Annotated in this window: 21 protein-coding genes; 13 read left to right on the top strand and 8 right to left on the bottom strand. The window is 68.5% G+C overall.

Annotated features, from left to right (window positions below; translation table 11 throughout):
• Positions 1 to 23: 23 nt before the first annotated feature.
• Both ACXRVZ_RS19085 and ACXRVZ_RS19080 read right to left on the bottom strand, forming a co-directional pair.
• The gene (locus ACXRVZ_RS19085) at positions 24 to 1,010 is read right to left on the bottom strand and encodes a Bug family tripartite tricarboxylate transporter substrate binding protein (RefSeq protein WP_457426361.1); all 987 of its coding nucleotides are present in this window, start codon (positions 1,008 to 1,010) and stop codon (positions 24 to 26) included.
• 95 nt (positions 1,011 to 1,105) lie between these two features.
• Complete coding sequence (locus tag ACXRVZ_RS19080) at positions 1,106 to 1,894, bottom strand: helix-turn-helix transcriptional regulator (RefSeq protein WP_457426363.1); 789 nt, start codon at positions 1,892 to 1,894, stop codon at positions 1,106 to 1,108.
• Between the two features lie 163 nt (positions 1,895 to 2,057).
• Between ACXRVZ_RS19080 and ACXRVZ_RS19075 the strand changes: the two genes are divergently transcribed.
• The gene (locus ACXRVZ_RS19075) at positions 2,058 to 2,531 is read left to right on the top strand and encodes a DUF3237 domain-containing protein (protein WP_458232694.1); all 474 of its coding nucleotides are present in this window, start codon (positions 2,058 to 2,060) and stop codon (positions 2,529 to 2,531) included.
• A 255-nt stretch (positions 2,532 to 2,786) separates the two neighbouring features.
• Here ACXRVZ_RS19075 and ACXRVZ_RS19070 read toward each other — a convergent pair whose 3' ends face one another.
• The gene (locus ACXRVZ_RS19070) at positions 2,787 to 4,712 is read right to left on the bottom strand and encodes a DUF5666 domain-containing protein (RefSeq protein ID WP_457426367.1); all 1,926 of its coding nucleotides are present in this window, start codon (positions 4,710 to 4,712) and stop codon (positions 2,787 to 2,789) included.
• Positions 4,713 to 5,059: 347 nt separating this feature from the next.
• On the opposite strand from ACXRVZ_RS19070, the gene purL reads away from it, so the two are divergent.
• The gene (purL, locus tag ACXRVZ_RS19065) at positions 5,060 to 9,013 is read left to right on the top strand and encodes a phosphoribosylformylglycinamidine synthase (RefSeq protein WP_458232693.1); all 3,954 of its coding nucleotides are present in this window, start codon (positions 5,060 to 5,062) and stop codon (positions 9,011 to 9,013) included.
• 7 nt (positions 9,014 to 9,020) lie between these two features.
• Complete coding sequence (locus tag ACXRVZ_RS19060) at positions 9,021 to 9,230, top strand: hypothetical protein (RefSeq protein ID WP_457426370.1); 210 nt, start codon at positions 9,021 to 9,023, stop codon at positions 9,228 to 9,230.
• Between the two features lie 160 nt (positions 9,231 to 9,390).
• On the opposite strand, the gene ACXRVZ_RS19055 is transcribed toward ACXRVZ_RS19060, so the two are convergent.
• The 4 genes from ACXRVZ_RS19055 to ACXRVZ_RS19040 form a co-directional block, all read right to left on the bottom strand.
• Complete coding sequence (locus tag ACXRVZ_RS19055; RefSeq protein WP_457426372.1) at positions 9,391 to 9,852, bottom strand: SRPBCC family protein; 462 nt, start codon at positions 9,850 to 9,852, stop codon at positions 9,391 to 9,393.
• Entirely contained in the window at positions 9,849 to 10,199 is a 351-nt protein-coding gene (locus ACXRVZ_RS19050) for an ArsR/SmtB family transcription factor (protein ID WP_458232692.1), read from the bottom strand. The genes ACXRVZ_RS19055 and ACXRVZ_RS19050 overlap by 4 nt, the downstream gene beginning before the upstream one ends.
• Complete coding sequence (locus tag ACXRVZ_RS19045) at positions 10,171 to 10,842, bottom strand: glutathione S-transferase family protein (RefSeq protein ID WP_457426376.1); 672 nt, start codon at positions 10,840 to 10,842, stop codon at positions 10,171 to 10,173. The genes ACXRVZ_RS19050 and ACXRVZ_RS19045 overlap by 29 nt, the downstream gene beginning before the upstream one ends.
• A 114-nt stretch (positions 10,843 to 10,956) precedes the next feature.
• On the bottom strand, positions 10,957 to 12,279 hold the full coding sequence (locus ACXRVZ_RS19040; RefSeq protein WP_458232691.1) for an MFS transporter: 1,323 nt from the start codon (positions 12,277 to 12,279) through the stop codon (positions 10,957 to 10,959).
• A 121-nt stretch (positions 12,280 to 12,400) separates the two neighbouring features.
• Here ACXRVZ_RS19040 and cyoA point away from each other — a divergent pair, with 121 nt between their 5' ends.
• From cyoA to ACXRVZ_RS19000, 8 genes are all read left to right on the top strand, one after another.
• On the top strand, positions 12,401 to 13,486 hold the full coding sequence (gene cyoA, locus ACXRVZ_RS19035) for a ubiquinol oxidase subunit II (RefSeq protein WP_457426380.1): 1,086 nt from the start codon (positions 12,401 to 12,403) through the stop codon (positions 13,484 to 13,486).
• A 9-nt stretch (positions 13,487 to 13,495) separates the two neighbouring features.
• Positions 13,496 to 15,520: a cytochrome o ubiquinol oxidase subunit I gene (cyoB, locus tag ACXRVZ_RS19030; protein WP_457426382.1), complete on the top strand. Its 2,025-nt coding sequence runs from the start codon at positions 13,496 to 13,498 to the stop codon at positions 15,518 to 15,520.
• A 16-nt stretch (positions 15,521 to 15,536) separates the two neighbouring features.
• Positions 15,537 to 16,160, top strand: coding sequence for a cytochrome o ubiquinol oxidase subunit III (gene cyoC, locus ACXRVZ_RS19025; RefSeq protein WP_457426384.1), 624 nt, complete (start codon positions 15,537 to 15,539; stop codon positions 16,158 to 16,160).
• Complete coding sequence (gene cyoD / locus ACXRVZ_RS19020) at positions 16,160 to 16,525, top strand: cytochrome o ubiquinol oxidase subunit IV (protein WP_457426386.1); 366 nt, start codon at positions 16,160 to 16,162, stop codon at positions 16,523 to 16,525. The genes cyoC and cyoD overlap by 1 nt, the downstream gene beginning before the upstream one ends.
• Positions 16,522 to 17,247, top strand: a complete 726-nt coding sequence (locus ACXRVZ_RS19015) for an SURF1 family protein (RefSeq protein ID WP_457426388.1) — start codon at positions 16,522 to 16,524, stop codon at positions 17,245 to 17,247. The genes cyoD and ACXRVZ_RS19015 overlap by 4 nt, the downstream gene beginning before the upstream one ends.
• A 216-nt stretch (positions 17,248 to 17,463) precedes the next feature.
• Positions 17,464 to 18,792, top strand: coding sequence for an ATP-binding protein (locus tag ACXRVZ_RS19010; protein ID WP_457426390.1), 1,329 nt, complete (start codon positions 17,464 to 17,466; stop codon positions 18,790 to 18,792).
• Positions 18,785 to 19,339: a response regulator transcription factor gene (locus tag ACXRVZ_RS19005; RefSeq protein WP_457426392.1), complete on the top strand. Its 555-nt coding sequence runs from the start codon at positions 18,785 to 18,787 to the stop codon at positions 19,337 to 19,339. Before ACXRVZ_RS19010 ends, ACXRVZ_RS19005 begins: the two co-directional genes overlap by 8 nt.
• Positions 19,340 to 19,461: 122 nt before the next feature.
• Entirely contained in the window at positions 19,462 to 20,484 is a 1,023-nt protein-coding gene (locus tag ACXRVZ_RS19000; protein ID WP_458232690.1) for a hypothetical protein, read from the top strand.
• A gap of 15 nt (positions 20,485 to 20,499) precedes the next feature.
• Here the strand turns inward: ACXRVZ_RS19000 and ACXRVZ_RS18995 are convergent, their stop codons facing one another.
• Positions 20,500 to 21,096: an ECF-type sigma factor gene (locus ACXRVZ_RS18995; protein WP_457426396.1), complete on the bottom strand. Its 597-nt coding sequence runs from the start codon at positions 21,094 to 21,096 to the stop codon at positions 20,500 to 20,502.
• A 128-nt stretch (positions 21,097 to 21,224) separates the two neighbouring features.
• Here ACXRVZ_RS18995 and ACXRVZ_RS18990 point away from each other — a divergent pair, with 128 nt between their 5' ends.
• Together ACXRVZ_RS18990 and ACXRVZ_RS18985 are read left to right on the top strand one after the other, a co-directional pair.
• A complete protein-coding gene (locus ACXRVZ_RS18990; protein WP_458232689.1) occupies positions 21,225 to 22,826 on the top strand; it encodes a hypothetical protein in 1,602 nt (533 codons plus the stop codon).
• Between the two features lie 93 nt (positions 22,827 to 22,919).
• Entirely contained in the window at positions 22,920 to 25,610 is a 2,691-nt protein-coding gene (locus ACXRVZ_RS18985; RefSeq protein WP_457426400.1) for a protein kinase domain-containing protein, read from the top strand.
• The last annotated feature ends 22 nt before the right edge of the window (positions 25,611 to 25,632 follow it).

The raw sequence follows: 25,632 nt of genomic DNA, 5'->3' as shown, positions 1-25,632 counted from the left end.
GGCCGGCGCCGCATCGCCAGCGCTCAGTCGCCCTTGAAGCCGGTGGTCTTGACGGCCGCCGCCCAGCGCGTGGCTTCGGCGCGTACCGTGCGCTCCGCCTCGGCGCGCGTGGTGCCCGTGACGGTGAAGCCGGCCTCCTGCAGCTTCTGGCGCACGTCCGGCGACTTCACGGCCGCAGCGATCTGGGTGGCGAGCAGGTCTTGTGCGGCGACTGGCGTGCCGGCCGGCGCGAAGACCGCGAACCAGGCGGAGAAATCCACTTTCGGCAGGCCGGCCTCGGTGAACGTGGGCACATCGGGCAGCAAGGGCGAGCGTGACGGGGCGGTGGTGGCAAGCGCGCGCATCTTGCCGGCCTTGATCTGCGCGGCGCCCAGCGCCGTCGTCACGAAAGCCGCCTGCACCTCACCCGCGACGATGGCCGTCACCGCGTCGCCGGTGGCGCGGAAGTGGACGGGCTCGATCTTGAAGCCGCCCTGCTCGGCGAGCATCTCGGCGCCGAAGTGGCCGGGCGTGCCGGCGCCGAAGGTCGCGAAGTTCAGCCGGTCGGGCTTGGCCTTCGCCGCCTTGATGAAATCCGCCACGGAGTGAGGGGACGACGTGGCCGGCACCACCAGCAGGAAGTCGGACCGCACGACCTCGGACAGCACCGCCAGTTCCTTGGCTGGGTCATACGGCAGCTTGCTGAAGGCCGCCGGGGCGATGCTGATGGAGCCGACTTCGCCGAGCAGCAGGCTGTAGCCGTCGGCCGGGCTCTTGGCCACGGCCTGCGCGGCGATCTGCCCGCCGGCGCCCGCGCGGTTGTCGACCACGATGTTCTGCTTCAGCTGCTCGCCCAGCTTCTGGCCGAGCAGCCGCGCCACCACGTCGGGCCCGGTGCCGGGCGGGAACCCGACGACCAGCTTCAGCGGCCGATCGGGAAAGCCCTGTGCTGCGGCAGGCAGGGGCAGGCCGGCAGCGAACAGGGTCGCGCAGGCAACGGTCAGCAGCGCGTGGCGGCGGGGCAGCAGCATGGACATGTCTCCGGTCATGGGCCCGGCAGTGTCCGGCCCTGGGATGGGCAGCACTGTCATCCGAGAGGGCGACAGTGCGCGTTGCCGCCAGCGGTTCAGTGCCGGGGCAGGAACGCCGCGAACAGCTCGCTCTTGAAATGCATGCCCAGCCGCGCGAAGGCGCGGGCGCGGTAGGTCTTGACGGTCGCCAGGCTCAGGCCCAGTTCGGCGGCGATGCCGTCGTAGCTCCAGCCGCGCAGCAGCCGCTCGCAGACGTCGAGCTCGCGTTCGGTCAGGGCGGGGCAACGCAGGCTCAGCACCTGGCGTGCGTCGGCCGTAACGGCGGGGCCGGCGGCTGCGGTCAGGCGGAGGTGCCGCTGCACGGCCGCGAGCAGCACGGGCGCCGCCTCGGCGAAGCCCGCGACCTCGCCGTCGCCGAAAGGCCCCTGGTGCTGGTGGTGGTAGAGGTTGACGGCGAGCAGTGAGCGGTCGGGCGCCCGCTGCACCACCGACAGCCGCTCCAGCACGCCGTGCCGGCGGTAGATGGCCTCGCGGTGGTCGCGCGTCGGCGCTTCGTCGGCATGCATGCGCAGCACAGCGGCATGCCCCGGGGCGACGCCGTCGAAACTGCGGTCGCCACGGTACAGGCCATCCAGGTAGGCCGCGAAGCACTGGCGCGTGGTGTCCGCCACGCCCACGCTGGCCGACAGGTGCAGGACCGGCGTGGCGTCAGGCCGCAGCTCGTAGACCGCCCAAGAGGCCGCATGCAGCTGCCCGGCGTTGAGGCCGCACAAAGCGGACGTTGCGAAGCCGAGCTCGCCGATGTCGCCGACCACCGAGGCCAGCGCCGAGACCATCGTGGCGCGCGTGGCATTGGCAGGCGAGGGCAGGGACCAGAGCTTCATCGACGGAAGGGCGCAAGGTGCGGAGGATGGGGTGGAGTCATCTTCTGGGATGACGGCGTTCAGGCGCCGCAGCGGGCACGCTTGCAGCCGATGCTAGGTCGCAGCGCTACGCTGTCCATAGCGACTGACCCGACGCCGACAGCGACCCATGCCCCTTGACCCCATGACCGACACCCTGCCCGCACCGCCCTCGCTGCTGCCCATGACCCGCGTGATCTGCCATGTGGGCGCGGTCGTGACGCTCGGCCAGGCCAAATACGGTGAACGACGCTATGTGCCGCTGACCGGCGGCACGGTCAGTGGTGCGGAGCTGAGCGGCGAGGTCGTCGAAGGCGGCGTCGACTGGCAGGTCCACCGCGCCGATGGCGTGCTCGACATTGCGGCGCACTACGTGATCCGGTCCACGGACGGCGCGCTGATCGAGGTGCAGAGCGATGGCATGCGCCACGCCAGCCCCGAGGTGATGGCTGCGCTCGCCCGCGGCGAGGCCTTGCCGCGGGAGGCCTACTACTTCCGCACCGTCATGCGCTTCCAGACCGGCGCGCCGGCTTGGCTGCACCTGAACAAGGTGCTGGCGCTGGCCTGCGGGGAGCGCCAGGCCGACCGCGTGGTGCTGGACGTGTACCGCGTTGGGTGAGCTGCCCCTCGCCCAGCCTCGCATCGCTGGACGCGAGCGAGTCTGGTCGGTCTTGCAGACCGCGCAGCCGACAGAGCGGCTGCTCTACGGCAGGCACGACAAGTCCACAGGACTTGCCATGTCCGGCCTCAGCCCCGAGGGGACGGCGATGCTTGCGGCATCGAGCCGCAGGCACATCGCCAGCGCGGGCCGGCTTGGGAGCGGCCCGGCGCTTGGCCCACAAGATTCTTACGTCCGCGGGTGGCCCGAAAGGCATCAACCCGGCATGAAGTGCACCTGCTTGGCCACCAGCACGCCGTCCTTCACGCTGCCCTTGATCTCGACCTTGGCACCGTTGGCCAGCTTGGCCGCGTCGCCGTCGATGAACTTGACGCCACTGCCGGAGGCATCGACCTTCTGGCCGCCGACCTTGAAGTTGGCGCTGCTGACGAAGTCGCCCACCAGGCCGGCCAGGTAGACGTACTCGGTGCCGCTGTCGTCCTTCTCGGGCTTTTGCAGCTCGATGCTGAGGGCGGTCAGCTTGATGGCGCCGTCAGCGCCGCTGACGCTGACCTTCACGCTCAGGCGCGAGCCGTTGATGAGGTCGGCCAGCTTGGTGCCTGCGGGCTGCAGCAGCGTGTTGGGCGTGATCAACACGGTGTAGCTGCCGATCTGCAGGCCGGCGTCGGTCACGTTGAAGGCGATGCCCGAGAAGCCGATGGTCTTGGCCACGCCCGTGGTGTTGACGACGGTGACGCTGGTGGCGGTGAACTGGCCGGTGCTTTCCGAGTAAGTGCCCTCGACGTTGACGGTCACGCCGGCTGCCAGGTTGGCCAGCAGCTTGCCTTCCGGGCTGACCTTGGTGGCGTCGCCCCACTTCACCGTGGTGCCCAGCAGCGTGAAGCTCTTGCCCGTCGCATCCACGGCCGAGATGGCGCCGGCCAGGCGCTGCGGCTTGTCGGCCGGCGGTGGCTGCACGGTGATCTCGCTGGCCTTCACGCCGGCGCTCGTCAGCTGGCCGGTGACCTGCACCCAGGCGCCGGCAGCCACGTCGGCCGCGCTGCCCTTGATGAACTTGGCCGCGCTGGCGTCCACCACCGTGCCGCGCAGCGTGAAGTTGGCGAGCGATACGTAGTCGGTGATCTGGCCGACGAGCAAGGCTTTGATGGCGGTGTCGTTCTTGAACACGCGCAGCCAGTCGGCCTTCATGACGCCGTCCTTGATGCTGCCGTGGGCCTGCGCCTGCGCGCCGTTGACAACATCGGCCGCCTGCGTGCCTTCCTTCAGCGTCGCCGTGCCGGCGTCGACGACGACGTCACCGATGCGCAGGCTGGCGAGGCTCTTGAAGTCGTTGATGGGGCCGCCCACGGTGGTGTCGGACGAGTCGGGCAGCTTGCGCGCCTTGACCTCGATGACGCTGGCCGTCAACACGTTCTTGCCGCCGCTGGCCGCCGGTGCGCTGGTGGCAACGACGCTGACCAGCTTGCCGTTCTCGATGACGGCGCCGGTGGGCAGGAGCTTGGCATCGGTATAGCTCACCGTGACGCTGCTGTTGCCGACGAGGGTGAAGGTCTTGGCCGTCGTGTCCAGCGCCTGGACGGCGCCGCTGAGACGAAAGACTTCCGTGCCGTCCTTGGCCTTGCGCTCGATGCGCGTGGCCCAGATGCTGCCGTCGCCGGCTACCGTGCCGCTGACCTTGACCAGGTCGCCCACCGCGAGCTGGCTCAAGGCGTTGAAGCCTTCCAGCACGGTCGGCAACTGGCCGGTCGTGGTGGTCTTGATGGTCTGGCCGAAGACGTTCAGTGTGCCGGCCGCCGCGTCCACGGCGCCCACGGTGCCGACGAGGGCGAAGTTGACGACGAGGTTCTGCAGCACGCCGTCCTTCAGCTCGCCCTGCACGCGCATGCCGGTGCGCAGGTCGCCCAGCGTGCCTGCGGTCTGCGCCTCGGGCTTGTTGGCGAAGGCGACCTTGGCGAGGCTGTCGTCGAAGCGCTGGCCGTCGATGATGACGCTGCCGAAGCCGGTGATGGTGCCGTCGACCGAGGCGGTGCTGGCGCTGGGCACCGACGGCGCAGGCGCGGCGGGGGCCTGGGTAGCCGCTGCGCCACCGCCGCCACCGCCGCAGGCGACGAGCACGGCGGTGCTGAGTGCGCAGGTGGTGGCGCAGAACGCCCATTGCAGATGTTGCTTGAGTTGTCTCATGTGAACGGCCTCTGAGTTGTTTTGCGTGATGCGGGTGCCCCTCGCGGCACCACGGAAATCAGTCTGGCGACCGCAGCTGTTGGCTGCCTGTCCAGCTGTGTCGAGTTGTTGCAGGCGAGGCTCGCGGGCTGTGCGCAATGTCACGAAGCGCAGGGGGTGCCCGACCAGTGGCGCAACGGCAGGAATGAGCGGCGGAGGGAGTGTTTTCCGCTCATCCCCGAGGCGTTGCCGTTCGTCCGCCAGGCGGGGCTCAGTAGAATCCCGTGCTTGCGCACGCCGCCCTTGCCCTGGGGCCGAGCATTTCCGAGAACCGCGCGCCCGCGCCGCGCCCAGCCTCCCCGGATTCCATGGCCCTGACCCCGCATCTGACCCATTTCGAGGGCGGCAACGCTCTTTCCGATTTCCGCGCCCAGGCCTTGCTGGCCAGGCTGCAAGAGGTCAGTGGCCGCATCACCGGCATCAGCGCCCGCGCGGTGCATTGGGTCTGGACGGACGCGCCGCTGGACGGCGAGACCCGCGAGCGCTTCGCCGCGCTGCTGACCTATGGCGAGCCGGCCGTTGAAGGTGCGGAAGGATCGCTGGTCGTCGTCACGCCGCGCTTCGGCACCGTCAGCCCCTGGGCGTCCAAGGCCACCGACATCGCCCGCAACTGCGGCTTCACGCTGAAGCGCGTCGAGCGGGTCGTCGAGTACCGCGTGGCGACCAGGAGCGGCCTGCTCGGTGGCGCCAAGCCGCTGAGCGCGGATGAGCTGAACGCCTGCGCCGCGCTGCTGCACGACCGCATGACCGAGTCGGCTTGCTTCAGCCGCGAGGACACGGCTCATCTTTTTGACGAGCGCACCGCCGAGCCGCTGGCCCATGTCGACGTGCTGGGAGCCGGCCGCGCCGCGCTGGAGAAGGCCAACGTCGAGTTCGGCCTGGCGCTCTCAGGCGACGAGATCGACTACCTGGAAACCAGCTTCACGAAGCTGGGCCGCAACCCCAGCGACGTCGAGCTGATGATGTTCGCGCAGGCCAACAGCGAACACTGCCGGCACAAGATCTTCAACGCGTCGTTCACGGTCGATGGCAAGCAGCAGCCGCTGAGCCTGTTCGGCATGATCCGCAACACCGAGAAGCTGAACCCGCAGCACACGGTCATCGCCTACTCGGACAACGCGGCCGTCATGCAAGGCCACGCCATCGAGCGCTGGATGCCGGCGCCCAAGGCCGGTGCCGCCTACGTGGCCCGCCAGGAGCAGGCCGAGGTGCTGATGAAGGTGGAGACGCACAACCACCCGACGGCCATCTCGCCCTTCCCGGGCGCCTCGACCGGCGCGGGCGGCGAGATCCGTGACGAAGGTGCCACCGGCCGCGGCTCCAAGCCCAAGGCGGGGCTGACGGGCTTCTCGGTGTCCAACCTGCACCTGCCGGGCCTCAGCGAGCCCTGGGAGCAGAACCCGGTCGGCAAGCCAGCCCACATCGCCTCCGCGCTGCAAATCATGATCGAAGGCCCGCTGGGCGGCGCGGCCTTCAACAACGAGTTCGGCCGGCCGAATCTCGCGGGCTATTTCCGCGTCTTCGAGCAGACCGTCGCCGGCCTGCGCCGCGGCTATCACAAGCCCATCATGATTGCCGGCGGTCTGGGCACCATCCGCTCGGACCTGACGAAGAAGATCGAGTTCCCGGCCGGCTCGCTGCTGATCCAGCTCGGCGGCCCTGGCATGCGCATCGGCATGGGCGGCAGCGCGGCCTCTTCGATGGCGGCGGGCACGAACACGGCCGACCTGGACTTCGACTCCGTGCAGCGCGGTAACCCCGAGATCGAGCGGCGCGCGCAGGAGGTCATCAACCACTGCTGGGGCCTGGGCGCCGAGAACCCGGTGCTGGCCATCCACGACGTGGGCGCGGGCGGCATCTCGAATGCCTTCCCTGAGCTGGTGAACGACGCCGGCCGTGGCGCGCGGTTTGATCTGCGCAAGGTGCCGCTGGAAGAGTCGGGCCTGGCGCCTAAGGAAATCTGGTGCAACGAGAGCCAGGAGCGCTACGTGCTGGCCATCGCGCCGGAAAGCCTGGCTCAGTTCACGGCGTTGTGCGAGCGCGAGCGCTGCCCCTTCGCCGTCGTCGGCGTGACGACGGAGGTCCGCGAACTCAAGCTTGCCGATGGTGAGGACTTCCCCATCGACATGCCCATGGACGTGCTGCTTGGCAAGCCGCCCAAGACTTCTCGCAACGTGACCCGGGTGGCGCTGGATGGCGGCACGCTGGACCTGACCGGCGTGAAGCTGGAAGAGGCAGCGTTGAGCGTGCTGCGCCACCCGACCGTGGCGAGCAAGCGCTTCCTCGTCACCATCGGCGACCGCACGGTGGGCGGCCTGAATCACCGTGACCAGATGGTCGGCCCCTGGCAGGTGCCGGTGGCGGATTGCGCCGTCACGCTGGCCGACTTCAACGGCTTTGCCGGCGAGGCGATGAGCATGGGCGAGCGGACGCCGCTGGCTGCGGTGAACGCGCCGGCGTCGGGCCGCATGGCGGTGGCCGAGGCCATCACAAATCTGCTGGCGGCGCCCTTCGAGCTGCCGCGCGTGAAGCTCAGCGCCAACTGGATGGCCGCCTGCGGCGAGCCCGGCGAAGACGCCGCGCTGTTCGACACCGTCAAGGCCGTCGGCATGGAGCTGTGCCCGGCGCTGGGCATCTCGATCCCGGTCGGCAAGGATTCCCTGTCGATGCGCACCAAGTGGGATGGCCAGCAGGTCACCGCGCCGGTGTCGCTGATCGTCACGGCCTTCGCCAGCATCGCCGACGTGCGCGGCACGCTGACGCCCGAGTGGCAGCGCGAGGACTCGTGCGCCATCCTCATCGACCTCGGGCAGGGCAAGAACCGCTTGGCGGGTTCCATCCTGGCGCAGACGCTGAACCAGTTCGGCAGCGACGTACCGGACCTGGACGAACCCCAACAGCTGGTCTCGCTGGTCAATGCGATCAACGAGTTACGTGCCGCCGGCAAGCTGCTGGCCTACCACGACCGTTCCGACGGCGGCCTGTGGGCTGCTGCCTGCGAAATGGCCTTTGCCGGCCAGACCGGCCTGAGCCTGAACGTGGACATGCTGGTCACCGAAGGCGACGGCATCAGCGACAGCCGCGCGGACATGGGCGACTCCAAGAACTGGGCCGGCCAGGTTGGCGCCCGCCGCGAGGAGCTGACGCTGCGGGCACTGTTCAGCGAGGAGCTGGGCGCGCTGATCCAGGTACGCGCCGCCGACCGCGATGCCGTCATGCAGGTGCTGCGCGCGCATGGCCTGTCCAGGCATTCGCATGTCGTCGCCAAGCCGAATGCGGCGCGGCAGATGGAGGTCTGGCGCGATGCGAAGAAGGTGTTCAGCGCTGACCTGACGACGTTGCAGCAGACCTGGGATGAGGTGAGCTGGCGCATCGCGCAACTGCGCGACAACCCCGCTGGCGCCGATGCCGAGCACGCGGTTGCTGGCAAGGCCGACGACCCGGGCCTGCATGTCCACCTGACGTTCACGCCAGAGGCGCCCTTCATCAGTACCGGCGCCCGCCCCAAGGTCGCCATCCTGCGCGAGCAAGGCGTCAACTCGCATGTCGAGATGTCCTACGCGATGGCGCAAGGCGGCTTCGACAGCTTCGATGTGCACATGAGCGACCTGCAATCGGGTGCGGTCAAGCTGGACGGCTTCGCAGCCTTTGTCGCCTGCGGCGGCTTCAGCTACGGCGACACGCTGGGTGCGGGCGAAGGCTGGGCGCGTTCCATCATGTTCAACCCCGTGCTGGCCGAGCAGTTCCGCACCTTCTTCGCACGTCAGGACACGCTGGCCCTGGGCGTCTGCAACGGCTGCCAGATGCTGGCCGCGCTCGCGCCCATCATCCCCGGCGCCGACGCCTGGCCGCGCTTCACGCGCAACCAGAGCGAGCAGTTCGAGGCGCGGCTGTCGCTGGTGGAAGTGCTGGAGTCACCCAGCGTGTTCTTCCAGGGCATGGCCGGCAGCCGCCTGCCCATCGCCGTCGCGCACGGCGAGGGTTTTGCCAACTTCGCGCGCCAGGGCGACGCAGCCAAGGTCATCCAGGCCATGCGCTTTGTCGACCACCACGGCCAGCCGACCGAGGCCTACCCGTTCAACCCGAACGGCAGCCCGGGCGGCCTGACGTCGGTGACGACGCCGGACGGCCGCTTCACGGCGCTGATGCCGCACCCGGAGCGCGTGTTCCGCAACGTGCAGCTGAGCTGGACGAGCGGCGACCGCGCGCTGCACAGCCCGTGGCTGCGGATGTTCCAGAACGCGCGCAAGGCGTTGGGCTAGACGTCGTATGGACGCTCAAGCTAGCTATGTGAAGGCGCAGGAACTTGAAGCGCAAGGCAAGCATCGCGAAGCTTCGGCGATCTATAAAGATCTGGTTAAGCAATCGGTAGACCCGCGCTTCTTCATAGCCTATGGCGTTTGCCTTCAGCGTCTTGGGCACTGGCAGGAGTCCGCCAAACACTTGCAGCGGAGTCGACCTGAAGCCGCATTACTGTGAAGGCGATGCGAGGCTATTTCTGGCAGATTCGCTGCTTCAACTGGGTCTGAAGAGGAAAGCCATCGAGCAGTGGCAACTGGTTGCCGCCATGGCGCCGCAGTACCCGGGCTATGAGGCGGTGTCGGAGGAGGCGAAGAGGAAGCTCGGCGAACACGCTTAGTCAAGCAGCGTCTACCTCCAGCAGCAGCCGGTCCAGGCCTTCTTCGGTGCCTCGGCGGCGTTGTTCCAGGTCTTGGTGGCCGTCGAGATAGGCAAGCTGCTCGGTCAGCTTGAGCGTCGAGCCACTCGGCGTGTCCGCGAACTCCACTGTGACGAGCGAGGCCGACAGCGCGCGGCCGTTTGCGGCCATCGAGTAGGCGAAGACGATGCGCGCGTTGGTCACGATGTCGAGGAAGACCTTGTCGACGGCGAGCTTCGTGCCGTCCGGCAACTGGCTGCGGTAGATCTCCTGCCCGCCGGGGCGGAAGTCCATGCTGAACTCGGTGGCGTTCATCTCGGCGTGGCAGTCGTTCCAGCGCAGCTTGGTGGCCGGGTCGGCCCAGGCCGAGAACACACGGGCGGCCGAGGCCTTGAAGCGGCGGTCCAGCACAAAGCTGGTGTGGGCGGCGGAAGTCGTCGTCATGGCTTGGATTCGTCCTGTTCTGCGAGAAGAGCATCGAGCGCATCGAACTGCCGATGCCATATCGCCTTGCGCTCGGCCACCCAGGCTTCCAGCCCGCTGAAAGCGTCCGGCGCGATGCGGTAGGTGCGCACGCGGCCCGCCTTGTCCGATTCAACCAACCCGCCGGCCTCCAGCACGGCCAGGTGCTTGAGCGCCGAGGGCAGGGCAATGGCGAGCGGCCTGGCGAGGTCCGATACCGACGCCGGCCCGCGCGCGAGCTGGTCGACCATGGCGCGGYGGTTGCCGTCGGCCAGCGCGGCAAAGAGCTGGTTCAGCCCCTCAGCCGAGGAAGCGAGCGGGGAGGGCATGGCGCAGCGGGTAGTACTGGAAGACCGGGCGGGCCTCGACGATGCAGCGCCACACCGACGGGCGGGCGAGCAGGCGCTCGAAGTAGGCGCTGAGTCGGGTGTGCTCAGGCGAGAAGGGTCGCACTATTGCCGCGTAAAACAGCGCCGGCGCCGCCGCGCAATCGGCCATGCTGAAGGCTTCGCCGGCCGCCCAGGTCCGGCTGCCCAGGCGGCTTTCGATGAGGTCATAGGCCATGCCAAGGTCGTTGACGGTCTGCGCCAGCGTGGCTGCATCGCGCTCGGCCTCGGGGCGCAGCTGCTGGGCGATGAAGCGCTGCATGGGGGTCATCACATGCAGGTCGAAGACGCGGTCCCAGAGGCGTACTTCCAACTGTGCCTCTGCATCCTCGGGCAGCAGCCGCAGCGCGCCGGGGTGGTGGCGGTCCAGGTACTCGATCTGTATCGACGTCTCGGGCACCACGCGTTCGCCGTCGACCAGCAGCGGGATCTTGGCCGTGGGCCACAGCGCGGCATAGGCGGCGCGTGCGGCCGGGTCGCCGAGGTTGACCATGCAGGCCTCGAAGGGCGAGCCGTTCTCGTACAGCGCGATCAAGACCTTCCAGCAGTAGGAGGACAGCGGGTGGTAGTGCAGCGTCAGGGCCATGCTTGCCTCGTCAGTTTCCGATCTGGCTAAGTGTACTGAAGCTTATCCATTGTGGAAACTGTTGGGGCAAAACAAAGGCGGGCCGCAGCCCGCCTTGCTGGGAGCCGTGCGGCTTCAGTCGTGCACCACCGCCGCTGCCCGCAGCCGCTTGTTCACCCGCAGCGCCAGCAGCGTGCAGACGACGCCGGACAGCAGGTAGACGCTGAGCGACATCAGCCCGAAGCGCGACGACAGGTACAGCGCGGTGACGGGCGCGAAGGCCGCACCCAGCAGCCAGGCCATGTCGGCCGTGAGTGCCGCACCGGTGTAGCGGAAGTGCGGCAGGAAGTTGGACGTCACCGAGCCCGCCGACTGGCCATAGGACAGGCCCAGCAGCACGAAGCCGATGAGGATGAAGGCCGCCTGGCCCGGCTTGCCGCCGCCCAGCATCAGCGGCGCGAACAGCGCGAACACGCCGATGGCGATGGCCAGCGTGCCCAGGAAGTTGCGCCGGCCTACCTTGTCGGCGATCAGGCCGGACATGGGCATGGCGGCAGCGGCGAAGGCGGCGCCCAGCAACTCCATCTTCATGAAGCCCTCAATGCCTTCTTCATCGGACAGCGCGACCCAGGACAGCGGGAACACCGTCACCAGGTGGAAGAGGGCGTAGCTGGCCAGGGCCACGAAGGCGCCGATGACGATGTGGTGGCCCTGGGCCGGCAGCAGTTCGCGCAGCGGCGCCGGGTCCAGCTCATGCTCCTCCATGCGCTTCTCGTACTCGTGCGTGACGACCAGGCGCAGGCGGGCGAACAGCGCGACGACGTTGATCGCGAAGGCCGTGAAGAAGGGGAAGCGCCAGCCCCAGGACAGGAAGTCCTTGCTGTCGAGGCTGCTGAACACGTAGAGGAACACGCCCGAGGCGATGAAGAAGCCCAGCGGCGCACCGAGCTGGCCCAGCATGGCGTACCAGCCGCGGCGGTCCGGCGGGGCGTTCAAGGCCAGCAGCGAGGGCAGGCCGTCCCAGGAGCCGCCCAGCGCCAGGCCCTGGCCGACGCGGCACAGCGCCAGCAGCACGATGGCCGTGCTGCCAGCTTCCGCAAAGCCCGGCAGCAGGCCCATGGCGACGGTGGAGCAGCCGAGCAGGAAGAGGGCGGTGGTCAGCTTGGCCGAGCGGCCGAAGCGGCGCTGGATCTCCATGCCGATCAGCGTGCCGACCGGGCGGACGACGAAGGCCAGCGCGAAGACCAGGAAGGCGTAGAGCGTGCCGGTCAGGCGGTCCGCGAAGGGGAAGAACACCTGCGGGAAGACCAGCACCGAGGCGATGCCGAAGACGAAGAAATCGAAATACTCGGACGCCCGGCCGATGATGACGCCGACCGCGATGTCGCCGGGTGCCAGGTCTTCATCGGTGCGCTTGGCCAGCGGGCCGGACTGGGGTGTAGGTAAGGTACTGCTCATTGCCATTTAGGGCCTGTCTCCGTCTTTGCCTAGGACAAAATGTCCACTCGTTGATTTGCCTCAATCAACTTACATTCCGTCGCAGCGTGCAAGATCGTTAACCCTTGCGCGCAGCCTCAGGATGTACCCCAACAAGTCTCTCCTCAACAGCGCCCTGGTCTTGTCAGCCAGCTTCGCTTTGTCTGGCTGCGATTGGATCGTGATGAAGCCTCACGGCGACATCGCGCAGCAGCAGGCGCAGCTGATTGTCACGTCGACGCTGCTCATGCTGCTGATCATCGTGCCGGTGATCGCGTTGACGCTGTTCTTTGCGTACCGCTACCGCCAGTCCAACACCGAGGCCACCTATGAACCGGACTGGGACCACTCCACCCGCCTGGAACTGGTCATCTGGGGCGCACCGCTGCTGATCATCATCGCGCTGGGCGCGATCACCTGGATCAGCACCCACAAGCTGGACCCCTTCCGCCCGCTGGACCGCATCGCCGAAGGCAAACCGCTGGCTGCCGACGTGAAGCCGATGGAGGTCTATGCCGTCTCCATGGACTGGAAGTGGCTGTTCATCTACCCCGAGCAGGGCATCGCCACCATCAACGAGCTGGCCGCGCCGGTGGACAGGCCTATCCACTTCCGCTTCACGTCGACGACGGTGATGAACACCTTCTACGTGCCTGCGCTGGCCGGCATGATCTACACGATGCCGGGCATGGAGACGCAACTGCACGCGGTCATCAACAAGGCCGGCATCTACGACGGCCTGTCGGCCCATTACAGCGGCGCCGGCTTCTCGGACATGCGCTTCAAGTTCCACGGCCTCAGCAATGAAGACTTCGCGCGCTGGGTCGCGAGCAACAAGGCCGGTGGCAACACGCTCACGCGCGCCGACTACATGAAGCTGGAGCAGCCCAGCGCCAAGGAGCCCATCCAGCGCTTCGCCAGCGTGGAGCCCGGCCTGTGGAGCGCCATCGTCGACCGCTGCGTCGACGGCAAGAAGATGTGCTCCAGCCAGATGATGGCCATCGACGCCGCCGGTGGCGCCGGCAAGGGCGGCGTGGCGAGCACCATGCGCAGCAGCTGGCGCGATGCCGAGGGCAACAAGCGCGAGCGCTATGTCGTCGCCGCACTGTGCACGCCGACCAATCCGCTGGGCCTGCCCATCGAGATCGAAGCCGGCGCTGGCAACGCCACCAACGCGCCGAAGAACTGAGTCCGACCGATGTCCAATTCCGTTGTCGCCCAGCACCAGGCTGCTGACCAGCTTCACCCCGTCCTCGGCCGGCTGGGCTGGGACTCGCTGCCCCTGCACGAGCCCATCCTCATCGCCACCTTCCTCGCCGTCGCGTTGGGCGGCGCGATGGTGTTCGCACTGATCACCAGGTTCAAGCTCTGGGGCCATCTGTGGACCGAGTGGATCACCAGCATCGACCACAAGAAGATCGGGATCATGTACATGATCCTGGGCATCGTGATGCTGCTGCGCGGCTTCGCGGACGCGCTGATGATGCGTGCCCACCAGGCCATGGCCTTTGGCGAGAGCGCCGGCTTCCTGCCGCCGCACCATTACGACCAGGTCTTCACGGCGCACGGCGTCATCATGATCTTCTTCGTCGCGATGCCCTTCGTGACCGGCTTCATGAACTACGTCGTGCCGCTGCAGATCGGCGCGCGCGACGTGGCCTTTCCCTTCCTGAACAACTTCAGTTTCTGGATGACGGCCGGCGGCGCCGTGCTGGTCATGATCTCGCTGTTCATCGGCGAGTTCGCCAAGACCGGCTGGCTGGCCTACCCGCCGCTGTCGGGCATCCTGGCGAGCCCGGATGTGGGAGTGGACTACTACCTGTGGTCACTACAGATCGCGGGGGTGGGCACGACGCTCTCGGGCATCAACCTGATCGCCACCATCATCAAGATGCGCGCGCCTGGCATGACCATGATGAAGATGCCCGTCTTCACCTGGACCTCGCTGTGCACCAACGTGCTCATCGTCGCGACCTTCCCCGTGCTGGCCGCCACGCTCGCGCTGCTGACGGCCGACCGCTACCTGGGCACCAACTTCTTCACCAACGACCTCGGCGGCAACGCCATGCTCTACGTGAACCTGATCTGGATCTGGGGCCACCCCGAGGTCTACATCCTGGTGCTGCCGGTGTTCGGCATCTTCTCGGAAGTCGTGTCCACGTTCAGCCAGAAGAAGTTGTTCGGCTATGCGTCCATGGTCTATGCGACGGTCGTCATCACCATCCTGTCCTACCTCGTCTGGCTGCACCACTTCTTCACGATGGGTTCGGGCGCGAGCGTGAACTCGTTCTTCGGCATCACGACGATGATCATCTCGATCCCGACGGGCGCCAAGATCTTCAACTGGCTGTTCACGATGTACCGTGGCCGCATCAAGTTTGAAGTACCGATGCTGTGGACCGTGGGCTTCATGGTCACMTTCAGCATCGGCGGCATGACCGGCGTGCTGCTGGCCGTGCCGGCGGCGGACTTCGTGCTGCACAACAGCCTGTTCCTGATTGCCCACTTCCACAACGTCATCATCGGCGGCGTGGTGTTCGGCGCCTTCGCCGGCATCAACTACTGGTTCCCCAAGGCCTTCGGCTTCCGGCTGGACGCCTTCTGGGGCAAGGTCTCGTTCTGGTGCTGGTTCATCGGCTTCTGGGTCGCGTTCACGCCGCTCTACGTGCTGGGCCTGATGGGCATCACGCGCCGCGTCAGCCACTTCGACGACCCGTCGCTGCAGATCTGGTTCGTCATCGCCGCCATCGGCGCGGGCATCGTGGCGCTCGGCATCGCCGCCTTCCTGGTCCAGATCGGCGTCAGCATCTGGCGCCGCAAGGAGTTGCGCGACACCACGGGCGACATCTGGGGCGGCCGCACGCTGGAGTGGTCCACGTCGTCGCCGCCGCCTGACTACAACTTCGCCTTCACGCCCGTCGCCCATGAGATGGACGCCTGGTACGACATGAAGGCCCGCGGCGCTGAGCGCCCGGTCAAGGGCTTCGTGTCCATCCACATGCCGAAGAACACGGGCGCCGGTTTCATCATCGCCATGCTGGCCACGGCCATGGGCTTTGCGCTGATCTGGCACATGTACTGGATCGCGGCAGCAGCGTTTGCGGCCACTGTCATCGCGGCCATCGTCCACACCTTCAACTACGACCGCGACTTCCACATCCCGGCCGACGCCGTGACCCGCACCGAAGACGAGCGCACCCGTGCCCTCGCCGCGCTGGCCTGACCGGGGGAACAACGACATGACTGCATCCGTTGCTACGCACGTGAACGGCGCGCCGGTCTACTACGACCACAGCGGCGAGCACCATCCACCCAACAGCACCATGCTGGGCTTCTGGCTCTACCTGATGAGCGACTGCCTCATCTTCGCGGTGCTGTTCGCCGTCTACGCCGTGCTGGGTCGCAGCTACGCGGCCGGCCCGTCCGGTGCCGACCTGTTCGACCTGCCGCTGGTGGCCGTCAACACCGCGCTGCTGCTGTTCTCGTCCATCACCTACGGCTTCGCGATGATCGCGATGCAGGCCAAGCGCAAGAGCCAGGTGCTGGCCTGGCTGGCGATCACGGGCCTGTTCGGCCTGGGCTTCCTGGGCATCGAGCTCTACGAGTTCCACCACCTCATCCACGAGGGAGCCGGCCCGCAGCGCAGCGCCTTCCTGTCCAGCTTCTTCACGCTGGTCGGCACGCACGGCCTGCACGTCACCTTCGGCTGCATCTGGCTGGTCACGCTGATGTTCCAGGTGAACAAGCTCGGCCTGACGCCCGCCAACCGCCGCCGCCTGATGTGCCTGTCGATGTTCTGGCACTTCCTGGACGTCGTCTGGATCGGCGTCTTCACCTTCGTCTACCTGATGGGAGTGCTGTGATGGCCGACCATGCTCACGATCACGACGGCGACTTCCACGTCAGCTTCAAGGGCTACGCCGTCGGCTTCATCCTGTCGGTGCTGCTGACGGCGATTCCCTTCTGGCTCGTCATGGCCAAGGTGCTGCCCAGCCCCAAGATGGCCGGCTTCGTCATCCTCGGCTTCGCCGCCGTCCAGATGGTGGTGCACATGATCTATTTCCTGCACATGAACGCCAAGGTCGAGCAGGGCTGGTCGTTGCTGGCCTTGCTGTTCACCGGCGCCCTGGTCGTCATCATGCTGGCCGGCTCGGTCTGGGTCATGTATCACATGAACGCCAACATGATGCCGACGCCCGACCCGGCTGCGATGCGCAACATGCCGTGAACCGCGCGGCGCGCCTGGCACTGATCGTCGCCATGGCGCTGGCCAGCGTGGGCTTCCTCGCGCTGGCCGCCTGGCAGTTCCAGCGCCTGGGCTGGAAGCAGGACCTGGTGGCCCGCGCCGAGCGGCAGGTCCAAGCCGAACCCGTCGCACCGCCACCGGCTTCTGCCGTGGTCTCCAAAGCCGACGAATACCGCCGCCTGCGCCTGCGCGGCCACTTCGAGGCGGGCGAGGTGTTGGTGCAGGCCGTGACCGAGCTTGGCGGCGGCCACTGGGTGCTGGCGCCRTTGCGCCTTGACGATGGCAGCGTCGTACTCGTCAACCGCGGCTTCGTGCCGCCCGAGCAGCGCGCGCCGCAGCAGAATGCGGCGCCTGCCGGCCCCGTCGAGCTGACTGGCCTGCTGCGCCTCACCGAGACCGGCGGCGGCCCGCTGCGCGCCAACGTGCCTGCTGAAGGCCGCTGGTACTCGCGCGACGTCGCCGGCATCGCCGCTCAACTCGGCGTGGCTGACCGCGTCGCGCCTTTCTTCGTCGACGAGTCCGCCGACCCCACCCAGCCACAGCGCTATCCCCGCCCCGGACTGACGGTCATCCGTTTCGCCAACAATCACGCCGTCTACGCCGCCACCTGGCTGGCGCTCGCGGCCATGGCCGCCGCCGCGGCCGGCTATCTGGTGCGCGAGGAGCGCCGCCGCGCCTCGCCACAACCTAGATCCGGCAGTTGACCGCTTCCTACTCGGCGACAGCCTCGATGCTTCAACCTCTTGACTACTGCACAACGTTCGCCACTTCGTTGAGCAACGCTGCACGCCCGCTGGTCTGGCGCTTCGGTCCGCTGACTGCGTTGCTCCTTCTCGTGGGCATCAGCCCACTTCGTCGTCGCGCCTTGCCAGCGGCCCGCCTCGCCAGCCCCTCGGCCGCGCCCAACTACCGAATCTAGGTTGACCCCGCTCCTGTCCTCCACCGCTGAACCCGTTGCCGTAGCGCCCGAACGCCGCGCCGGCCGCGCCAACCTGCGCCAGCTCATCGAGCTGCGTTGGCTGGCCGTCGGCGGCCAGCTCGCCACCGTGCTCGTCGTGCATGCCGGTCTGGGCATTGCGCTGCCCTGGGCCGAGATGCTCAGCCTGCTGGGCATCCTGGTCGCGTTCAATCTCTTCAGCATCTGGCGCAACCGGCTCGCGCAGCCGGTGTCGCAGATCGAGCTCTGCGTCGCGTTGCTCGTCGACGTGGGCGTGCTGACCGGCCAGCTCTATTTGGCCGGCGGCAGCGACAACCCCTTCATCTACCTCTATCTGCTGCAGGTCGCCGTGGCCTCGGTGCTGCTGCGGCCGGCCTACCTCGGCGCCATCGTGCTGAGCACGCTGACCGGCTTCGTCGCGCTGACGCAGTGGCACCGCCCGCTGCTGCTGGACGCCACCTCGCCCACGACGCTGTCGCCCAACTACCTGGGTGGCCTGCTGCTGTGCTTCCTGCTCAACGTCGGCCTGCTCAGCGTCTTCATCGTGCGCATCAACCGCAACCTGCGCCAGCGAGACGCCGAACTGGCCGAGCTGCAGCAGCGCGCCGCCGAGGAGGTGCACATCGTGCGCATGGGCCTGCTGGCCAGCGGCGCCGCGCACGAGCTGGGCACGCCGCTGGCCACGCTCAGCGTCATCCTGGGCGACTGGGCGCACATGGCGCCCTTTGCCGGCGAACCCGAGCTGCGCGAGGAGATCGAGGAGATGCAGCGCCAGGTCCTGCGCTGCAAGGCCATCGTCACCGGCATCCTGATGTCGGCCGGCGAGATGCGCGGTGAGGCGCCGCAGCTGACGCCGCTGCAGGCCTTCATTGACGGGCTGGCCAGCCAGTGGCGCTCGGCCCATCTCAACGCCGAACTGGCGCTGCAGAGCGAGGACCTGCCGGACATCGACATCATTTCGGACAGCGCGCTGCAGCAGGTCGTCGCCAACCTGCTGGACAACGCCGCCGAGGCCGCGCCGGGCACGCCGCTGACCCTCGTCGCCACCTGCCCGGGCGGGGACACGCTGTCCCTGAGCGTGCTCGACGAAGGCCCCGGCTTCGACGCCCAGCGTCTCAAGCATTTCGGTGAGCCCTACCAGAGCAGCAAGGGCCAGCCCGGGCGCGGCATGGGGCTGTTCCTGTCGGTCAACGTTGCGCGCACGCTGGGCGGCCGGCTGGAGGCGCGTAACCGGGAGGAGGGCGGCGCCGCCGTCACCCTCACGCTGCCGCTGGCTTCACTCCTACCCAGACAATCGCGCACTGATGCCTGAAGAAGACCGCCTGCTGCTCATCGTCGAAGACGACGACAGCTTTGCCCGCACGCTGATCCGCTCCTTCGAGCGCCGTGGCTGGCGCGTGCTGCGCGCCACGGGGCTGGACGACATGAAGGCGCTGCTCGACGGCCTGCCCGAAGACGAGGAACTGGGCCATGCCGTCGTCGACCTCAAGCTCGCCGGTGGCGCCTCCGGCCTGACCTGCGTGCAGCATCTGCACGCCTGGGACCCGGAGGTGCTGATCGTCGTGCTGACCGGCTACGCCAGCATTGCCACGGCGGTCGAGGCTATCAAGCTGGGCGCCTGCCACTACCTCGCCAAGCCGGCCAACACCGATGACATCGAGGCCGCCTTCGCGCGCAAGCAGGGCGATGCCGACGTGGAGGTGACCGAGCGCCAGACGGCCTCCATCAAGACGCTGGAGTGGGAACGCATCCACGAGGTGCTGGCCGAGACCGACTTCAACATCAGCGAGACCGCGCGGCGCCTGGGCATGCACCGGCGCACGCTGGCGCGCAAGCTGGAGAAGCAGCGGATCAAGTGATCGGCTGGGGAGCCGCTCCTTGAGCGCTTCCATCGTTTTGAGCCTTTTTGCGCCGTTGTCTTGCGTACCGGGTTGCCCCCTTCGAAACACCGAAGGTTCCAGACCCGCCACGAAAGACCGCCATGCGCCGCCTGCACGCTCTTGTCATCACCCTCGCCACGCTCTGCGTCTTCGTTGGCGCGCTGCCAGCCGCAGCGCAAACGACCGGGCCATCGGTCTCGGTCGGCAGCGACAACGGTGGGGCCATCAAAGGCGCACGCCGCATCGCCATCGACCAATTCGGCATCGAATTCGTCACCCTGCTGAAGGCCAGCGGCAACGGCGGTGGCAACAGCACCTCGGTACAGGCCGAACTGCGTGGCGTGCCCGACGCGGCCATGCAGGCGCTGACCGACCGCATCTACCGCGAGTCCGTCGAGGCGCTGACCGCTGCCGGCTTCGAGGTGGTTCCCATGGAGACGGTGCGTGCCAACCCCGAGTACGCGGCCGTCGAAGCCCGCATGGGCAAGCCGGCGCCCTACGTCGTCGATGACACGGCCGCCATCTCCAAGATCTTCGCCCCGACCGGCATGCCGGCCTTTTTCCAGACGGCCGGGATCCGCGGCAGCATGAGCGACCGCATCACCGCCCTCGATGGTGCCAACGGTGCCAAGGCCAGCGCGGTGGCCAAGGCGATGGACCTGCATTTCGTGCGTTTCCACTTCTTCGCCAGCTTCGGCTCGGCCTCCGGCAGCAAGGGCTTCCTGGCCAACATCGCACGGCGGGCCTCCTCCTCCATCGAGGCTGGCCCGGTGCTCTACCCCAATGAGACGCAGCTGCAGATCGTGTCTCAGGAAGGCCAGCGCATCTTCCGCACCACGTCGCGCAGCGGCGTGAATGGCGCCTTCYATGTCGACCGCGCGGTTCCAGGGGCGGCCGACGGCTTCGCGCTGGTGGACACGACCAGCGACGAGTCCAAAAAGTCCGACGCCACGAGCAACGCGCTGTCGACCGGATTGGCACTGCTCATTGGCGGCCGTGCACGCGGCACGAGCAACACGACGGCAGCCGTCACCCTCGACGAGCCAACGTTCGAGCGCGCCTACCTGCCGCTGATCGGCGGCGCGCGGGATGCGCTGGTGGAGCGGCTGAAGGGCGCCCGCTGAACTGCCTTCGCGGCGTCAGGCCAGCGGCGCGGCACCCAGTTCGCGGCGCAGCCAGGCCCGCGCCAGCGCCCAGTCGCGCTTGACGGTGGCCAGCGACAGGTCGAGCGCCTGGGCGATCTCGTCGTTCTCGAGCCCGCCGAAGAACTTGAGCTCCACCACCTTGGCGGCCCGTGCATCGACGGCCTCCAGCGCGAGGATGGCCTCATGCACGGCGACCACGTCGGGCGCGGCCTGCACGCCGATGTCCGGTGCGCCTGTGATGGACAGCGACACCAGCTGCGCCTCGCGCTTCTCGGTGCGCTTGGCCATGGCGTGGTTCACCAGGATGCGCCGCATCATGGTCGACGCCACCGACAGGAAGTGCGCACGGTTGGCCCACTGCGTGCGGGCCTGCTCGGCCATGCGGAACCAGGCCTCGTGCGTCAGCACCGTCGGGCTCAGCGTGTGCGCATTCGCCTCGCGGCCCATGTGGGCGCGCGCAATGCGGTGCAGCTCGTCGTAGAGCAGCTCGAACAGCTGGTTGGACGCCCCTGCCGCGTTCTCATCCAGGCGGCGCAGCCATTCCGTCACATCGGCAACAGCAGGTGAGGTAGGCGGCGCGTTGGCATGCATGGTGGCGCCCATTTTGCAGTGCCCGGTTTTTTTGCCGGGCCATGAGCCTTCCGGGCGTGCCGCGCGGCGTACCTCGCCATGCCTCTCGAATTGGCGAGCGGCGTGCATCACCGAACAGGACCTTCGCCATGACACCGTCTCCCTGCCCGCCCGCCCGTTCGACCGCCGGCGCCATGCGCGGCCTTCTCGCGCTCCCGACTCTTGCAGCCGCCCTGGTCGCGACCACCCTCGCCGGCTGTGGCGGTGGTGGCACGGCCGCCACGCCGACCCCAACGCCGGCGCCGCCGCCCATTGCTGCTGCCCCCGCTCCCGCGCCGGTCCCGGCGCCACCGCCGCCGCCGGTGATGGCATCGCTCACGGGCGTGGCCGCGCGCGGCGCGCCGCTCGTGGGCAGCACCGTCACCGCCACCTGCACCAGCGGGCCGGCCACGGTCTCGCTGCCCACCAGCGCCACCGGCGTCTGGACGGTCGACGTGCCGGCCAACACGCTGCCCTGCGCGCTGCAGGTGGCCGGTGGCACGGTGGGCGGCGCGGCCAACCCGCTGACGCTGCACAGCATCGCCACGGCCGCCGGGCGGGTGAACATCACCACGCTGACCGACCTCACCATCGCGCGCGCTGCTGGTGTCCCACCCGCCACCTGGTTCGCCGGCCTCGCCGCCGCACCGGCCGGCACCCGGCTCGACACCGCCGGCGCGCTCACCCAGCTGATCGCCACGCTGAAGGCTGGCAGCTATGTGCTGCCCACGGGCACCTTCGACCCCTTCACCGTCGTCTTCGATGCCAAGGCCGGTGACCCGACGGACGCCTTGCTGGACAGCCTCATGGCCGCAGCACTGGCCAGCAAGAAGACCTACATCGACCTGATCGCCGACTTCACCGCCGCGACGGGCGGCATCTACAAACTGCCCCCCGCGCTGACCGGCACCGATCCCACGCCACCCGCTCCCAACGCCATCGTGCTCACACCCAAAGGCAAGGCAACCGCTGCCGACGTCGCGCCGGCCATCGGCACCTGGCAGGGCCAGCTCGGCCGCATCTTCACGACCGGCCAGCCGACGCAGGAGACCACCTCCTGCTCGATCAGCGTGGCCGCAGACGGCATGCTGACCGTGTCGGCCGGCGACAAGACCCTGAAGGCCGCCGTCGATGGCGACGTGGGCGACATCATCCTCAATGTGGTCAGCCTCACCCGCATGCAGGCCAGCGACGTGCCCAACGACCGCTACGCCCAGCTCACCCTCGTCAAGGGCGTGATGGCGCAGGGCGTGGCAAGGCAGGGCGGCACCGGCTTCACCACCGCCACGGACCGTGTGGAATGCTGGCTGAGCAACCCCAAGCCGACGACCAGCGCCGGCACCACCAACGTCGCGGCCCTGAACGGCGCCACGGCAGCCGACATGTCCTCGGCACTGGTCGGCCACTACACGAGCAGCAGCTGCACGCTCGACGTGTCGAGCAGCGGCGTCTTCCATCTCGTGAGCGGCAATGTGGACGTCACCACGCGGCTGGGCGGCGATGAGGACGACGTCATCGTCACCTTTGGCGACACGGTGGCGGTGCAGGCGCAGGACTACTTCAGCGCAGGTGAACAGATCTGGGTGTCGCTGGCCTATCAGCCGGCCAACGCAGCGCTGGGCATCCCCGCCTCCTACAGCGCCGATGCCAGCCATCGCGAGCCCCGCCCGGTGAAGTTGCTTGCGCAGTGCGGCAGCCTCGTCAAGCAGTGATACCGCGGGCCTGACGGAGCGCCGCGCGACCTACATTCGCGCGGCGCCCCTTTCCCAAGAACTTTGCAACCGCCTCGCCGCCCAGCCTCGCCGATGAACACGCCGACTCCCACCCCCTCCGCCACAGACTGGGCGACCGTTCGGCGCTGCTTCGACGAGGCCGTGGCCCTGCCCGCTGCCGAACGAGCCGCCTATCTCGATGCGCTCACGCTGAGCGCCGCCATGAAGGCCGAGCTGCAGTCGCTGCTGGCCCACCACCCCGACGAGGCGGATCTCACCGACGGTGAGCCGCTGCTGTCGCGGCCCATCGCCGAGAGCGTCGCCAGCAGCCTGTCGCGCGACGGCGAGCGCTTCGGCGCCTGGGCGGTGGTGCGCAGCATCGGCACGGGCGGCATGGGCGAGGTCTACGAGGCGCGTCGCGCCGACGGCAGCTTCGAGGGTCGCGCGGCCATCAAGGTCATCAAGCGCGGCATGGACAGCGACGCCGTGCTGCAGCGCTTCGCCCAGGAGCGCCAGGCGCTGGCGCGGCTGAATCACCCGCACATCGCCCAGCTCTTCGACGCCGGCCTCAGCGGCGACGGCCTGCCTTACTTCGTCATGGAGTTCGTCGACGGTCAGCCCATCGACGAGGCCGCACGCTCCCGGTCGGTCGAGGCGCGCCTGGCGCTGTTTCTGCAGCTGGCCGATGCCGTCTCGCACGCCCACCGCAACCTGCTCGTGCACCGCGACCTCAAGCCCGGCAACGTGCTGGTCACGCAAGACGGCCAGGTCAAGCTGCTGGACTTCGGCATTGCCAAGGCGCTGGACCCCACCGAGGCGAAAGGCAACGACAGCACGCTCGGCGCCGCGCGCCCCTTCACGCCGAACTACGCCAGCCCCGAGCAGGTGCGCGCCGAGCCGGTGGGCACGGCCACCGATGTCTACTCCCTGGGCGTGCTGCTCTACCAGTTGCTGACCGGCCAGCGCCCCTACGGCCGCAGCGCGCGCAGCCCCGCCGAGGCCGCCCGCGCGGTGCTGGACGAAGCGCCTACCCGCCCCTCGCAACTGAGCAGCCCCGACGCTGCGGCGCCCCATGCCCAGGCCTGGCTGGTCACCCGGCAGCGCCTCAAGGGCGACCTGGACAACATCCTGCTCAAGGCGCTGGAGAAGGACGTGGGCCGCCGCTATGCCAGCGTCGACCAGTTCGCGGCCGACCTGCGCGCCACGCTCGCGGGCTACCCCGTCAGCGCCCGCGCGCCCAGCCGTGGCTATGTGCTCGCCAAGTTCGTGCAACGCAACCGCCTGCCGGTGAGCCTGGGTCTCGGCGTCGTGCTGGCCTTGGCCGGGGGCCTGGCGGCGGCGTCCTGGCAAGCGCACGTGGCCCGCCAGGCGCGCGCGGCGGCCGAGTTGCGGCTGACGGCGGTCAAGGGCATCACGGCCGACCTGGTGTTCCGCTTCGGCGATGCGATCACCTACCTGCCCGGCGGCCGCAAGGCCCAGGATGCGCTGCTGGCGCAGACCCTCGCCGCGCTCGACCCCCTGGTGCAGGGCGAACAGCCCGATGGCGATCTGCAGGCGCTCAGCGCCTCCATCCTCGCCCGCCGCGCCGATCTGCTGGGCAATGACACCACCGGCACGGCCGAACTCGGCGCCCAGACCGACGCGATGGCGCAGCGCGCTATCGAGCTGGGCGAACGCCTATGGGCCAGCCAGCACCACGACTGGCGCTTTGCGCAATGGCATTCCAGGGTGCTGCAGGTGCAGTCGGTCCGGCTGCGCAACGCTGGCCAAAGCGAACGCGCGGTGGCCAACATCCGGCTCGCCATCCAGCGCCTTGAAGAAGCCCGCCCGTTTGCCAGGGACGACGTGCTGGGCCGCGCCGCCCTGGGCGTGGAGCTGGCCAACACCACCATGAGCCTCGGCCAGACGCTGAGTGCGGCAGGCCAGCTTGATGAAGGTCTTGCGCTTTACGCGAAGGCCGAGCCGGTCTACCGCGAGTTGCTGGCCGACACCGCCATGCATGCCGAGAGCGACGCCCGCGCCGCACCCGGCGAGATGAAAACCGAGGTCTACCTCCGCCACCAGCTCGGCGTCGCGCTGGCATCCCGCGCAAAGACGCTGCTGCGCCTGGACCGGCTCGACGAAGCCCTGGCCCAACTGCAGGCCGCCATGCCGTTGCGCCGCGCCAATGTCGAGGCCGAGCCCGCCAACATCGCCTGGCACGATGGCCTGCTGCAAGAGGCCAATACCCTGTCGCTTGTGCAACTGCGCCGCGGCGAATGGGCCGCAGCGCTCGAGGCCTCGACCCTGGCCTGGACCGAGAACGAACGCCTGGCCCGGCAGGAGGGCCCCAAGAGCAAATGGGCCCAGATGCCGCGGACGTTGGCCGCCCAGCATGGGCTCGCGCTCTGGCGCAATGGCCAGCCTGTCCAGGCGGTGGCGGTGGTCGAGCAGGGCCTCGCCGCGTGGAAGGCGTCGGCCGGCACCGCGCCCAATCCCGCTGCCGACCTGCGCTTGAGCGCCCTGCAAGCCGTGCACGGTGCCCTGCTGGCCGAGCTTCACAAGCCCGGCGCGCAAGCGCAACTGCGCGAGGCCCTGGCCCGGCTGCAGCCGCTGTTCGACGACTCCAACCTGGGCCGCCCGGCGCGTCTGGCCTGGGCCGAGGCGGCCGCCTGGCTGGTGGCGCTGAAGCCGGCCGATGGCGAGGTACTGCGCCGGCAGGCATTGGGCGCGCTCGCGGCTGCGGCCAGCGTGACGCCGCTGGCAGCCGACCATGCTGCATTGAAGGGCCGGCTGGAGACCTAGCCGCGCGGCGAAGCGCTGCAGT

It is taken from the genome of Roseateles sp. P5_E8 (assembly GCF_054177665.1).
Note: the sequence above shows the minus strand (reverse complement) of the source record. Positions and strands in the feature narration are given on the sequence as shown.